This is a genomic window from Herbiconiux sp. SALV-R1 (assembly GCF_013113715.1).
In the GTDB taxonomy this organism is placed as follows: Bacteria; Actinomycetota; Actinomycetes; order Actinomycetales; family Microbacteriaceae; genus Herbiconiux.
Map to the genome: position 1 here is coordinate 4,321,008 of NZ_CP053344.1, position 12,858 is coordinate 4,333,865.

The 12,858-nt window shown below is 70.7% G+C and carries 12 protein-coding genes; 6 read left to right on the forward strand and 6 right to left on the reverse strand.

Going from position 1 to position 12,858, the window contains the following annotated elements:
* Positions 1 to 22: 22 nt before the first annotated feature.
* The gene (locus tag HL652_RS20480) at positions 23 to 1,354 is read right to left on the reverse strand and encodes an ABC transporter substrate-binding protein (RefSeq protein ID WP_171707016.1); all 1,332 of its coding nucleotides are present in this window, start codon (positions 1,352 to 1,354) and stop codon (positions 23 to 25) included.
* A 171-nt stretch (positions 1,355 to 1,525) separates the two neighbouring features.
* On the opposite strand from HL652_RS20480, the gene HL652_RS20485 reads away from it, so the two are divergent.
* Complete coding sequence (locus tag HL652_RS20485; RefSeq protein ID WP_171707017.1) at positions 1,526 to 2,251, forward strand: GntR family transcriptional regulator; 726 nt, start codon at positions 1,526 to 1,528, stop codon at positions 2,249 to 2,251.
* A gap of 12 nt (positions 2,252 to 2,263) precedes the next feature.
* On the opposite strand, the gene HL652_RS20490 is transcribed toward HL652_RS20485, so the two are convergent.
* Both HL652_RS20490 and pgm read right to left on the reverse strand, forming a co-directional pair.
* On the reverse strand, positions 2,264 to 2,755 hold the full coding sequence (locus tag HL652_RS20490; RefSeq protein WP_171707018.1) for a BLUF domain-containing protein: 492 nt from the start codon (positions 2,753 to 2,755) through the stop codon (positions 2,264 to 2,266).
* Complete coding sequence (pgm, locus tag HL652_RS20495; RefSeq protein ID WP_171707019.1) at positions 2,752 to 4,380, reverse strand: phosphoglucomutase (alpha-D-glucose-1,6-bisphosphate-dependent); 1,629 nt, start codon at positions 4,378 to 4,380, stop codon at positions 2,752 to 2,754. Before pgm ends, HL652_RS20490 begins: the two co-directional genes overlap by 4 nt.
* A gap of 34 nt (positions 4,381 to 4,414) precedes the next feature.
* Between pgm and pheA the strand changes: the two genes are divergently transcribed.
* Positions 4,415 to 5,365, forward strand: coding sequence for a prephenate dehydratase (gene pheA / locus HL652_RS20500; RefSeq protein WP_171707020.1), 951 nt, complete (start codon positions 4,415 to 4,417; stop codon positions 5,363 to 5,365).
* 53 nt (positions 5,366 to 5,418) lie between these two features.
* Positions 5,419 to 6,189 (forward strand): HAD-IIB family hydrolase, encoded by a 771-nt coding sequence (locus HL652_RS20505; protein WP_253743520.1) that lies wholly within the window; start codon positions 5,419 to 5,421, stop codon positions 6,187 to 6,189.
* 89 nt (positions 6,190 to 6,278) lie between these two features.
* On the opposite strand, the gene HL652_RS20510 is transcribed toward HL652_RS20505, so the two are convergent.
* Together HL652_RS20510 and HL652_RS20515 are read right to left on the reverse strand one after the other, a co-directional pair.
* Positions 6,279 to 7,697, reverse strand: coding sequence for a maltokinase N-terminal cap-like domain-containing protein (locus HL652_RS20510; RefSeq protein WP_171707022.1), 1,419 nt, complete (start codon positions 7,695 to 7,697; stop codon positions 6,279 to 6,281).
* 160 nt (positions 7,698 to 7,857) lie between these two features.
* Positions 7,858 to 8,268 carry a DUF5997 family protein gene (locus tag HL652_RS20515; protein WP_171707023.1) on the reverse strand — a complete coding sequence of 137 codons (411 nt, stop codon included), beginning with the start codon at positions 8,266 to 8,268 and terminating at the stop codon, positions 7,858 to 7,860.
* A 102-nt stretch (positions 8,269 to 8,370) separates the two neighbouring features.
* On the opposite strand from HL652_RS20515, the gene HL652_RS20520 reads away from it, so the two are divergent.
* Positions 8,371 to 9,222 carry a LysR family transcriptional regulator substrate-binding protein gene (locus HL652_RS20520; RefSeq protein WP_171707024.1) on the forward strand — a complete coding sequence of 284 codons (852 nt, stop codon included), beginning with the start codon at positions 8,371 to 8,373 and terminating at the stop codon, positions 9,220 to 9,222.
* 175 nt (positions 9,223 to 9,397) lie between these two features.
* Here HL652_RS20520 and HL652_RS20525 read toward each other — a convergent pair whose 3' ends face one another.
* A complete protein-coding gene (locus tag HL652_RS20525; RefSeq protein WP_253743522.1) occupies positions 9,398 to 10,543 on the reverse strand; it encodes a diacylglycerol/lipid kinase family protein in 1,146 nt (381 codons plus the stop codon).
* A 53-nt stretch (positions 10,544 to 10,596) separates the two neighbouring features.
* On the opposite strand from HL652_RS20525, the gene serS reads away from it, so the two are divergent.
* Together serS and HL652_RS20535 are read left to right on the forward strand one after the other, a co-directional pair.
* Positions 10,597 to 11,859: a serine--tRNA ligase gene (gene serS, locus HL652_RS20530; protein ID WP_171707025.1), complete on the forward strand. Its 1,263-nt coding sequence runs from the start codon at positions 10,597 to 10,599 to the stop codon at positions 11,857 to 11,859.
* Between the two features lie 155 nt (positions 11,860 to 12,014).
* A complete protein-coding gene (locus tag HL652_RS20535) occupies positions 12,015 to 12,800 on the forward strand; it encodes an HAD family hydrolase (RefSeq protein WP_216604121.1) in 786 nt (261 codons plus the stop codon).
* Positions 12,801 to 12,858: the final 58 nt, after the last annotated feature.

Below are 12,858 nucleotides of genomic sequence, written 5' to 3' on the forward strand. Positions count from 1 at the left end.
CTCCTTCCGGCGTCCAGCCGGGTCAGCCGAGCTGGGTCTCGATCGCCTCTTGGGCGGTCTTCAGGGCGTCGGCCGCGCTCGCCTCGCCGGCAAGGGTGCGCGAGAGCGCCTGGCCGACCTCGGTGATGATGGCGTTCGCGTCGGTTCCGGCGGGGAGGTAGTCGACGTTGCCGGTGGCCAGCTGCTCCATCAGTGCGTCTTTGAACGCTCCGTACTTCGCGTCGTAGGCGGCTCCCTCGAGCACCGACGTGAGGGTGACGCCCACGGCCTCCGTGTTCTCGACCGCGTTGTCCTGCACGGCCTGGCTGGTCGCCCACGCCATGAACTCGTAGGCCGCCTCCTTCTTCTCGCTGAACGAGCTCAGGTAGAGCGCGTGCACGTTGAGCGAGTTGTCGGTGTTGCCGCTCGTCGGCGGGTCGGAGATGGCGTACGGGATGGGCGCATAGCCGACCTTGCCCGCGACGACACTCGAGGTGGGGTCTTCGTTGAACGGGCCGTTCGCGGTGGCGTCGATGGTCATCGCCGCGGTGCCCTGGGTGAAGGCGATGCGGTTCTGCTCCCAGTCGAAGTTGCCCGCGCCCGCAGGCCCGTAGTTCGTGAGCAGGTCGGCCCAGAACTGCGTGGCCTCGACCGACTCGGGGGAGTCGACGGCGACGGCATCGCCGTCGAAGTAGTCGCCCCCGAAGGCCCGGAGGAAGCCCGACCAGGGGTAGACGCTCTGGATGCCGGGGGCACCTCGCAGGGTGATGCCGGCGACGGAGCCGCCCGACCCCTCCTTGATTGTCTTCGCGGCCGCCTCGAGGTCGTCCATGGTCGCCGGAGGCCCGTCGATGCCGTACTCGTCGAACAGGTCGGTGCGGTACATCAGCCAGGTGCTCTCGCCGTAGACCGGGAGACCGAAGGTCGCGCCGTCGCTCTGCATCGGGGTGATGTAGGGCGGGTAGAACTGGTCGAAGGTGACCTGGTCTTTCGCGCCCTCCTCGTAGGAGGCGAGGTCGTCGACGTAGCCCGACTCGAAGTACCCGGTGCCGTAGGTGTTGTCGGTGAAGACGACGTCGTAGTCGCTCGACTTCTGGCTGAAGTTCAGCAGGATCTTGGCGGCCTGGTCGCTGTAGGGCACGGTCTCGATGTTGACCTTGATGCCCGACTCCTTCTCGAACTCCGGCAGCAGTTCCTTCCAGTTGTCGGTGTAGGAGATGTCTTCGGCGAGAACGTTGATGGTGGTGGTGCCGCCGTCGGCGTCGCCCGAGCCCGATGGCGCGCAGGCGGCGAGGCCCGCGCCGATGAGCGCGAGCGTGAGCGTGGTGGAGCCGGCTCGGACCGCCGTCCGGCGGGCCCTGGTGGTGGTGCGCATGGAACTCCTTCGTTGCAAGTGGGGCGGGACTGAGGTGGTGGAAGTAACCCTAGGGTTATTGCTGCACCCTAGGGTAGGTGGTACGTTAGCACCACGGATCGACCATCGCAATCGCCTCGCGGAGCGGAGTGCGCGATACTCGTGAACGTCGCTCGAGGAAGGGAGACAGCTGTGGCCGCGAAGTACGAGGTCGTGCTCAAAGCGCTCTCCGCCTCCATCGCGCAGATGGCTCCGGGCGACAAGATCCCCACCGAGCAGCAGCTCGCCGCCGAGTTCGATGTGTCGTCGATGACGGTGCGGCGGGCGCTCGAGGCGCTCACGAACGCCAAGCGCATCGTCGGCATCCGCGGCAAGGGCACCTTCGTCGCTCAGCCTGCTGTCACGAAGCGGATGACGCTCGCCTCCTTCACCGACTCCATGCGGGCCGCGGGGCGCACGGCCCGTGCCGAGGTGCTCTCGGCGAGCATCGGGCCGGCAGACGCGGAACTCGCCGAGAAGTTCGGCATCGGCGAGGACGACTCGGTCTACACGATCGAACGGCTGCGCTACGGAGACGACACCCCGCTCTGCATCGACAGGTCGATCCTCCCCGCCGACCTCTTCCCGAACCTGCTCGGCAACGACCTCGCCGGGTCGCTCTACGAGATCTTCCGGCGGCGCTACGACACCGAGCTCTCACGGGCATCCTCGCGCGTCTCGGCGGTGCTGCCCACCGGCAAGGAGGCGAAGCTCCTCCAGATCACGACGGCGGCGCCGTGTCTCCGCGTCATCGCCCGCGGCAGCACCCGCGACCAGCGGGTCGCCGAGATCACGACCTCGCTCTACCGCGGCGACCTCTACGAGCTGCTGATCGAGCCGGAGACCTCCGACGAGGGTGCCGCGCGAGCACCGCGCTGACGAGCGTCTCCGCTACTGCACGTGGTTGGCGGGGTCTTCGAAGAAGCCGAGCAGCTGGCGCAGGGCCGCCTCGGCCTCCGGCGAGGGCCCGTCGGCACCGGCTCCGTCGGCCCCCGCGCGCGCGTCGTCGGCGTCGATGCCCGCGAAGGTGGTGAGGTACCCGGGCACACCCTCGGAGGCCGCGTCGGAGGCGAAGCCCATCGTCCAGTCGGGGAAGTGCCGCTCATCCGCGGTCTCTTCGATGAGCACGCCGAAGCGCTCGTGGCGCTCGTCGGCGCGGATGGCCTCGATGCGGGTGCGCACCGCGTCCTCAGGCCCCTCGAGCACCTGCAGGAACCTGCCGCCCCGGTAGAGCAGCATGCCCGTGAGGCCGTCGCGCGCGTTGTTCTCGCGGCTGTGCTCGAGCAGCTCGAACAGGTCGTCGCGCGAGAACGGCACGACCGCCGTGCTCGTGTAGACCACCGACAGCACGGACGCCTCGGCGTTCGTCGTCGCCGCCATCATGCGCCGAGCGCCGCGTCGACGATGCGCTTGGCCTCGGCCTGCACCTCGGCGAGGTGCTCGGGGCCCACGAAGCTCTCGGCGTAGATCTTGTAGACGTCCTCCGTGCCTGACGGGCGCGCGGCGAACCAGGCGCGCTCGGTGACGACCTTCACCCCGCCCACGGCCGCACCGTTGCCGGGTGCGTGCGACAGCTTCGCCACGATCGGGTCGCCCGCGAGCTCGGTCGCCGTGATCGCCTCGCCGTCGAGCTTCGCCAGCACCGCCTTCTGTGCCTTCGACGCCGGCGCGTCGACGCGCTCGTACACCGGCGCCCCGAACTCCTCGGTGAGCTCGGCGTACAGCTGCGACGGCGTCTTGCCCGTCACGGCGAGGATCTCCGAGGCCAGCAGCGCCAGCAGGATGCCGTCTTTGTCGGTCGTCCACACCGAGCCGTCGAAACGGAGGAAGGATGCGCCCGCCGACTCCTCGCCACCGAAGCCCACCGAACCGTCGATGAGTCCCGGCACGAACCACTTGAAGCCCACCGGCACCTCCCAGAGGGTGCGGCCGAGCGAAGAGGCGACCCGGTCGATCATGGAACTGGAGACGAGGGTCTTGCCGATCGCGGCATCCGGCTGCCACCCCTCGCGGCGCGAGTAGAGGTACTGGATGGCGACGGCCAGGTAGTGGTTCGGGTTCATGATGCCGGCGTCGGGGGTGACCACGCCGTGGCGGTCGGCATCCGCGTCGTTGCCCGTGGCGATGTCGTACCTGTCGCGGCTCGCGACGAGGGAGGCCATGGCGTACGGCGAGCTGCAGTCCATGCGGATCTTGCCGTCCCAGTCGAGCGTCATGAACGCCCAGCGCGGGTCGACCGTCTCGTTCACGACCTCCATGTTGAGGCCGTAGCGGTCGCGGATGAGCTCCCAGTATTCGACGGATGCTCCACCCAGCGGGTCGGCGCCGATGTGGATCTTCGACTTCGCGATGGCGTCGAGGTCGATCACGTTCACCAGGTCGGCCACGTAGTGCTCGCGGAAGTCGTAGCCCGCGGTGGCGCGCCCCGCGCCGCGCTCGACGCGCTTCACGTCGGCGAGGTTGCCGGCGATGAGCTCGTTGGCGCGGTTCGCGATCCAGCTCGTCGCGTCGGAGTCGGCCGGGCCGCCGTGCGGCGGGTTGTACTTGAAGCCGCCGTCGGCGGGCGGGTTGTGGCTCGGGGTGACGACGATGCCATCGGCCTGGTCGTCGTGGCCCTCCCGGTTGTACTTGAGGATCGCGTGCGAGACCGCGGGTGTCGGCGTCCAGCTGTCGCGCGAGTCGTTCCACACCGTCACGCCGTTCGCGTTCAGCACCTCGAGCGCCGTGTGCTCCGCCGGGGCCGACAGGCCGTGCGTGTCGCGCCCGATGAACAGCGGGCCCGTGATGCCCTGCGCCGCCCGGTACTCCACGATCGCCTGCGTGATGGCGGCGATGTGGTCTTCGTTGAACGCGGTCTTCAGCGACGAGCCGCGGTGACCGCTCGTGCCGAAGATCACCTTCTGCTCGGGGTCGTCGACGTCGGGGTGCAGGTCGTAGTAGGCGCTCACCAGGGCGTCGACGTCGATCAGGTCTTCAGGAAGGGCCACGGTGCCGGCGCGCTCATGCATGCCCCAAGTCTGGCACGCTCGCTAGGCTCAGGGTATGTCAGAGACCTACAGCTACCTGGGGCCCTCCGGCACCTTCACCGAAGCCGCGCTCGCGCAGGTGCCCGAGGCGGCGGGCAAGCCCTGGCGCTCGGTGAACAACGTGGGCGAGGCCCTCGACGACGTGGTCTCCGGCCGATCGACCGCCGCCATGATCGCCATCGAGAACTCCATCGAGGGCGGGGTGACGGCCACGCTCGACGCGCTCGCGAACATCCCGGGCCTCCGCATCGTCGGCGAGTACCTCGTGCAGGTGCAGTTCGTGCTGGTGGCGCGGCCGGGAACGACGCTGGCGGATGTTCGGGTCGTCAACGCGCATCCGGTCGCCTACGCGCAGACCAGGCGGTGGCTCGACACGCACGTGCCCTCGCACGGGCACATCCCGTCGTCGTCGAACGTGGCGGCGGCGCTGTCGCTGTTCGAGAACGAGCACGCCGACGCCGCGGTCGCGCCGCCGCAGATCGTGGGGCAGGGCGACTTCGAGGTGCTCGCCACCGGCATCAGCGACAACGCCAACGCCGTCACCCGGTTCGTGCTGGTGTCGCGGGGCACGACCCTGCCGGCCGCCACCGGGGCCGACAAGACGAGCATCATCGCCGAGCTGCCCTCCGACCGGGCGGGTGCGCTGCTCGAGCTGCTCGAGCAGTTCTCGACCCGCGGCGTCAACCTGTCGCTGCTGCAGTCACGGCCCATCGGCGACGCGCTCGGGCGGTACCGCTTCGTCATCGATGCCGACGGGCACATCACCGACGAGCGGGTGGCGGATGCGCTGCTCGGCGTGCGCAGGTTCAGCCCGAAGGTCATCTTCCTCGGTTCGTACCCGCGGGCCGACAAGGCGCAGGTGGAGTACGTGGCGCGCTACGACAACGAGGTGTTCATCGAGGCGCGGGACTGGCTGCGGGGGTTGATCGCGGGGGAGCCGGAGGGGCTCGGGGGGTTCGAGGGTTGAGGGCCGCGTTCTTCTCGGACATCGATGGGACGTTGCTGGGGGCTGACCGTGAGGTGTCTGCTGTCACGGTTTCCGCGATCCAGCGGGTGATCACCGCGGGCTTCCCGTTCGTGCTGTGTTCGTCGCGGCCGCCTGCGTCGATGCGGTTGCTGCAGGAGCCGTGGGCGGGGTCTTCTGACCTGGCTGTGCCTTTTCCGCTGATCGCCTACAACGGCGGGCTGGTGCTGCTCGACGACGGAACCGTGGCGGCAGATGTGCGGCTCACCGCATCCGACGCCCTCGCGATCTTCGACGCGTGCTCTCGGCTCGGGGTGCACGGCAGCTTCTACTCGGGCGACGACTGGTTCGCCTGGGCCGACGACCGCTGGGCGGCGCGGGAGACCGCGAACACCAAGGTGACGCCGCGGGCGGAGGACGCGGCGTGGTACCGGTCGTCGGGCACGCTCGACGCGTCGCCGCCGCACAAGGTGATGTGCATGGGGGAGGTGTCCGCGGTCGACGAGATCGAGGCGTTGGTGGCGTCGCTGCCCGACGCCGTCGGCTACCGCTCGAAGCCCACGTACCTCGAGATCGCGGCTGCGGGGTGCTCGAAGGGCACGGGCGTCGCGACCGTCGCCGCGCACCTCGGCGTGCCCCTCGCCGACTGCGTGTTCTTCGGTGACAACCACAACGACCTCCCCGCCTTCGAGGTCGTCGGCACGCCCGTCGCCGTCGCCAACGCCCGGCCCGAAGTGCTCGCCGCCACCGCCCACCACACGTCCACCCACCACTCCCACGGGGTCGCCACTTACCTCACCGAGTGGCTCGCGGCCTCCGCCGCGTAGTCCGGGCGGGTCGGGCGCGGGCGTGGGTCAGGTGCGGGGGCTGCCCCGGAGCGCGGGCGCGAGCGCGGGGCCGCCCGTCCTAGCGCAGCTCAGGCGCGGGGGCGGTGGGCGAGGTGGCGGATGGCGCTCGTGGGGATGGGGAGCCAGTCGGGGCGGTTGCGCGACTCGTAGCCCACCTCGTAGAGCGCCTTGTCGAGTTCGAAGGCGTCGAGGAGGGCGCGCTGGGCACGCAGCTCGACGCCCGATCGTGAGCTGTACCCGTCGATGAACGCGTCGCGCGCCTCGTGCGCCCACTCGCGCGCCCGTTCGGCGTTGGCGGTGCCGGCCAGCGACCCCGCGACGTAGTCGAAGGAGCGCAGCATGCCGGCCACGTCGCGGAGCGTCACATCCGGTTCGCTGCGCTCGGCGAGCGGACGCAGCGGCTCGCCCTCGAAGTCGAGCAGCACCCACCCTCGCCCCGGCACCGCGAGCACCTGCCCGAGGTGGTAGTCGCCGTGGATGCGCTGGAACGCCGGCCAACTCGCCCGCTCCGCCATCCCGAACACCTCGTCGACGGCCTCGCGCTCGGTCGCGAGCGCCGGCACATCGGCATAGGCCTGGGCGGCCCGCAGCCGCATGCTCCCCAGGATGCCGTCGATGTCGCCGCGGGTCGCCTCGCGCGCGGGAAACAGCCGGGAGAGCTCGACGTGTACCTGCGCGGTCGCCTCACCCAGGGCGAAGGCGAGCGCCGAGAACGACTCGCCCGCCTCGGCGGCGCGCAACGCCACCCGCCAGGCGTCTTCGACCTCGGGGATGAACTCCTGCGCGAACGCCAGATGACCGGATGCGCGCCCACCCTCCACACGCGGGTCACCCCACCGGCCGCTGAGGTTTCCGACGGTCCGGGGCACGAGTCGCGACCCGGCGTCGGAGAGGGCCGATTGCACCGTCACGTCGGGGTTGGCGCCGTCGCTCAGGGCGCGGAAGACCTTGCAGATCACGGGCCCGGCCGGTTTGCCGTTGGGGTGCACGAGTTCGTAGACGATGGAGGTGTTCGACTGCTCACCGCGCAGAACGTGGGAGTCGGCGACGCGCACCTCGGTGCTGGTGAGGGCGTGGTGGCCTTCGACCTCGACCTCGTCGGCGAGCTCGCCGGGGGCGGAGTCGTCGTCGAGCATGAGGGCGAGGAGGGCGCGGGCGAAGGCGGGGTCGTGCGGTGCGTCGTAGATGTACACGGTCTCCCCGTCGACCGTGGCGCGTTCGACGAGGGCGCGGTCGCCGCCGAGCAGGGGTGCCGACCTGAACGAGAGGGGCACCTGGTAGAGCGTGGGGGAGGGGGCCGACTCGTCGAGCACGAGGTGCACCTCGAGGTCGACCTGGTGGCGGTGGTCGGTGAGCGACCAGAGTCCGACGCGGGTGAACGAGGGTTCGTTCGTGTGGCTGGAGTACCAGCGCTGGGTGCGGATCCAGTCCGCGACCGCCGGCCTGACCTGCCGGGACGACGTGGTGCGCATCGAGGAGACGCTCATGCCCCGGACCCTACGCCGCCCCCCGCCGAACGGCCACCGCCCCACCCCTGAACGTCCCCTCCGAATCCCCCGCCGCCCGCCCCGCGGCTGGCGCAGCGCTCACCGCGGGCGACGCGCGGCGCGCGGCGCGCGCGAGACCGCGTGGGCGGTGGAGGTCGGGTCAGGCGTCGGCGGCGCGGTCGGCTGCGGCGGCGGCCTTGCCGAGTTTGACGTCTTTGACGCGGCGGTTCTCGGCGCGCACCTCGGCCTGGATGCGGCGCTCGTTCACGAGCCACTCGGGCGGGGACTGCAGCAGCGCCGTGATCTCGTCGGTGGTGAGGGCCTCCGTGACCCCGGCGCGCGCCAGGCCCGAGATCGACACCCCGAGCTTGCGGGCGACGATATCGCGCGGGTGCGGTCCCGTGCGCCGCAGCTCGACCAACCACTCCGGAGGCGACTCGAGCAGTTCGTTGAGCGTCGACCGCGACACCGGAGCCTCCTGGAACTCAGCCGGCGCGGCGGGCAGGTAGATGCCGAGCTTCTTGGCCGCGGTGGTGGGCTTCATGGTCTGCGGTGTCTTCTCGGCGTTCATGTGCACAGACTAACCGGCGAGGTGTCCCGGCTACTCTGAGGGGGCCGAACTGTGGAGAAGATCGTCTCCGCAGACCGTTGTGGAAAAGGCAGGAGGACGTCGATGGACACGCCGCAGCCGCACCCCCAGCCCCGCCCCCTCCGCGTCACCTTCGCCCCCGGCGTCACCCCGGCCAAGTGGTTCCGCATCTGGGAAGACCGCCTCCCCGACGTGCCCCTCGCCATCACACCCCTCGACTCGCTGCCCGACGCCACCTCCCTCGCCGTCACTGCCCTGCAGAACGACGACGCCGACGTCGCGCTCATCCGTCTCCCCCTCCCCGACGGAGAAGGAACGGCACCCACCGCACCCCGCCTCCACGCCATCCCCCTCTACACCGAGCAGCCCGTCGTCGTCGTGCCCAAAGACCACGAGATCGCCCTCGTCGAGAGCATCTCCCTTGCCGAGATCGCCGAGCTGGGCCGCCTCGACGAAGCCAAGGGCCGGCCTGGCGTGAGCTACCTCGAGATCGCTGCGGGTGCATCCGGCGGCACGGATGCGATGGAACTCGTCTCCGCCGGCGTCGGCTTCGTCATCGCCCCCAAGCCGGTGGCGAGGCTCTACTCCCGGCGCGACGTGGTGGCGCGCGAGCTGGTGGGCGACGGGTCGGAGGCGCACGAGCGCCGGGTCGCCCTGGTCTGGCGGGCCGATCTCGAACCCGAACGGGAGGCGCTCGTCGACGAGTTCATGGGCATCGTTCGCGGACGCACCGCCAACAGCACCCGCGGCGCCGACACCGTCGCCGCCATCGAACGCGAGAAGGCCCGCAAACCCACCGCCGCGGCCAAGGAGAAGGCCGCCGAGGCCCGCGCCGCGAAGTCCCGCGCGGGCGGCGGCGGTGCCTCTTCGAAGAAGCGCGCCCAACCCGGCCGCACCCGCCCCACCCCCCGAGGCAAGGGCCGCCGCTCCCGCTGACCAACCCGTCACAGCCCAGCGGATGCTCCCTCCCGCCCCGCCCCGCGCATCCGCCGACCTACCCGGCTCCCGACCCCGCCACCCCCCCCCGGCGTCGCCACGTTCTGACGGACAAAGTCCGTCATAACCCACGTCTTCACGGACTTTGTCCGTCAGAAACGTGCGGACCCGACCCTCAGCCCCGCGGCACCCGCACCAGCAGCGCCCCCGGCTCCACCCACGTGTGCACCGCGCTCGCGCGCCCCCACGCATCACCGTCGAGCTGGATGTCCTCGTGCCCGTCGAGCGTCAACTCGAACTCGCGCGCCGTGCTGTAGCGCACCGAGCGCACGTCGTTGTTGAGGTCGATGATGCGCCGCCCGGCCGCCGACCGCCGCAGCACCCCGTTCTCGAACGCGATCTTGTTCCACACCTTCAGCCACCCGAACGGCCCCTCGGGCCGCAGCGCCACGATGTCGAGCAGCCCGTCGTCAGGCTTCGCATCGGGAATGAGCAGGATGCCCCCCGGCAGCACCCCGCAGTTCCCCACGATCACCGTGTGCGCGCTCGTCGACTTCCACGGCCCGCCGTCGACCCTGAACCGCAGTTTCACGGGCTTCAGCTCGGGCAGCGCCCGCCCGATGCCGTCGACGTAGGCCAGCCAGCCCACCCTCTTCTTCAGCTGCGTGTTGGTCTTCGCGATCATCTTCGCGTCGAGGCCGAGCCCCGCCATCACGATGAACACGTTCTCGTCGACGTCGCCGTTCTCCCGCGTGAACACCGAGACGCCCACGTCGATGGCGCGGTCGACGCCGCCGAACACGGTGCCGATGGCCTGCTCGACGTTCGTGAGGTTGAGCCCGAGGTTGCGGGCGAGCAGGTTGCCGGTGCCGACGGGCAGCAGGCCGAGGGCCGTCGCCGATCCACGCAGCCCTTCGGCGACCGCGCGCACGGTGCCGTCGCCGCCCGCTGCCATGACGACGGATGCTCCTGCCGCCACCGCCTGGCGCGTCACCTCCGCCCCGGCGTCGTCGACGGTCGTCTCGTACCAGCGGGTCTCGCCCCAGCCGGCGGCCTTCTCGGCGGCGCTCACGAGCATCCGGAGCTTGGCGGCGTCGACCTTGACGGGGTTCACGACGATGGCCGCGTGCCGGAGGGCGGTGTCGGGGGTTGCGCCGTGGGCACCGGCGACGCGGATGCCCGTGCCCGCGCGGGTGCCCGCCGCCTCGACGCCCGCACCCTGCTCGCGCGAGCTCGCGCCGGCAGCCTCGACGCCCGCGCTGTCGCCGCCCCCATCGCGAGGTGACTTCTCCCCAGCCCCCGCGTGCGAATGCTCATCCACAAGGTCACCGTACCGGCTCCGGCTGTCAGAGGGCCCCAACTAAGATGGACGGCGTGATCGATCCCGTCCTCTTGCGTGAACAGCCCGATGTCGTCAGGAATTCGCAGCGCGCCCGGGGCTCCTCGCTCGCCCTCGTCGACGCCGCGCTCGAGGCCGACACCGAGCGCCGCAGCGCCATCGGCGAGTTCGAGTCGCTGCGCGCCGAGCAGAACGCGTTCAGCAAGCAGGTCGCCGCTGCTCCCAAGGAGGAGAAGAAGGCGCTCGTCGCCCAGGCCCAAGAGCTCGCCGCGCGCGTGAAGACGGCGAACCAGCGCGCGACGGATGCGGAGAACGCCTTCGCCGAGACGGCCCGCCAGATTCAGAACATCGTCATCGACGGCGTTCCCGAGGGTGGGGAGGAGAACTTCGTCACCCTGCGCGAGGTCGGCACCCGCCCCGAGTTCGACTTCACCCCGCGCGACCACGTCGAGCTCGGCGAGACGCTCCAGCTGTTCGACCTCGCGCGCGGCGCCAAGGTGTCGGGGGCACGGTTCTACTTCCTCACCGGCATGGGTGCGCGCCTCGAGCTGGCGCTCATGAACCTCGCGCTCGACCGGGCGCTCGCCGCAGGCTTCACGCCCCTCATTACGCCCACCCTGGTGCGCCCCGAAACCATGGACGGCACGGGCTTCCTCGGCGAGCACGCCGACGAGGTCTACTACCTCGAGTCCGACGAGCTCTTCCTCACCGGCACGAGCGAGGTGGCGCTGGCCGGGTTCCACATGGGTGAGATCCTCGACCTGTCGAACGGGTCGAAGCGCTACGCCGGCTGGTCGACCTGCTACCGACGGGAGGCGGGGTCGCACGGCAAAGACACCCGGGGCATCCTGCGCGTGCATCAGTTCAACAAGCTCGAGATGTTCAGTTACGTGCTGCCCGAGAACGCCGAGGCCGAGCACGAGGCGCTCCTCGGGTACCAGGAGGGCATGCTCACCGACCTCGGCCTCAGCTACCGGGTCATCGACGTCGCCGCCGGAGACCTCGGCTCGAGCGCGGCGCGCAAGTTCGACACCGAGGCGTGGGTGCCGTCGCAGGAGACCTACCGCGAGCTCACCTCCACCTCGAACTGCACCACCTACCAGGCGCGCCGGCTCGACACCCGCTACCGCACCGAGTCGGGCAAGACCGCGCCGGTCGCCACCCTCAACGGCACCCTCGCCACCACGCGGTGGATCGTCGCGCTGCTCGAGACGCACCAGCAGGCCGACGGGTCGGTGGTCATCCCCGAGGTGCTGCGTCCCTACCTCGGCGGCACCGAGATCATCGAGGCGCCGTGAGCGGCGACGTGACGGATGCGAGTGCCGCGGGCCGCGCATCCGTCGACCTCGACCGTGAGGCTGTCGACGCCGGGCGCTCCGACGGCGCATCCGACGCTGCGCCCGCCGACGCCGCGCGTGCCGATGCTGCGCCCGCCGACTCCGCGCAGCGGTGGCTGGTTGCGCTCGACATCGACGGCACCGTGCTACACGAAGACGGGTCGCTGAGCGACATCGTCGGTGCCGAGGTGCGGCGCGTGGTCGCCGAGGGCAACGAGGTCATGCTCGCCACCGGGCGCTCGGTCTCGTCGACCCTCCCAGTGCTGCAGCTGCTCGACATCGCACCCGAGTACGTGGTGTGCGCGAACGGCGCCATCACCATGAAGCGCGACCCCGACGCCCCGCTCGGATACCGGCAGGAGCACGTCGAGATCTTCGATCCGGGCCCGGTGCTCACGACCATCAGGTCGCACCTCGCCGACGCCCTGTTCGCGGTCGAAGACGCGCACGGTCACTTCCTCTACACCGAGAAGTTCCCCGAGTCGGTGCTCGGTGCCGGCAACCGCCAGGTCGCGTTCGAGGAGTTGCTCGGCATCGAGGCGACCCGCGTCGTCGTCATCTCGCCCGATCACGACATGGAAGACTTCCTCGCCGTCGTCGACCGCATGGGACTGCACCGGGTGAGCTACTCCATCGGATGGACGGCCTGGCTCGATATCGCCCCCGACGGCGTGAACAAGGCAACGGGTCTCGAGCGCGTGCGCGAGCACCTGGGCATCCCGCGTAGCCACGTCATGGCCATCGGCGACGGCCGCAACGACGTCGACATGTTCCGCTGGGCCGGTGCCGAGGGCCGCGCCGTCGCCATGGGCCAGGCCCCCGACGACGTCATCGCCGCCTCCACCGAAACCACCTCCACCCTCGACGCCGACGGCGTCGCCGCCGCCCTCGCCACCCTCTAGCCCTGCGCGCCCGCCCTCCCGACCCGGCCCTGCGCCGGGCACGGTGCGCCCGATTCGG

Coding starts and splice junctions, on each gene's coding strand:
- HL652_RS20510 (WP_171707022.1), bottom strand. CDS start 7,697: ATGAGCGTCTCCTCGATGCGCACCACGTCGTCCCGGCAGGTCAGGCCG.
- HL652_RS20520 (WP_171707024.1), top strand. CDS start 8,371: ATGGACACGCCGCAGCCGCACCCCCAGCCCCGCCCCCTCCGCGTCACC.
- HL652_RS20515 (WP_171707023.1), bottom strand. CDS start 8,268: ATGAACGCCGAGAAGACACCGCAGACCATGAAGCCCACCACCGCGGCC.
- pheA (WP_171707020.1), top strand. CDS start 4,415: ATGTCAGAGACCTACAGCTACCTGGGGCCCTCCGGCACCTTCACCGAA.
- pgm (WP_171707019.1), bottom strand. CDS start 4,380: ATGCATGAGCGCGCCGGCACCGTGGCCCTTCCTGAAGACCTGATCGAC.
- HL652_RS20490 (WP_171707018.1), bottom strand. CDS start 2,755: ATGATGGCGGCGACGACGAACGCCGAGGCGTCCGTGCTGTCGGTGGTC.
- HL652_RS20480 (WP_171707016.1), bottom strand. CDS start 1,354: ATGCGCACCACCACCAGGGCCCGCCGGACGGCGGTCCGAGCCGGCTCC.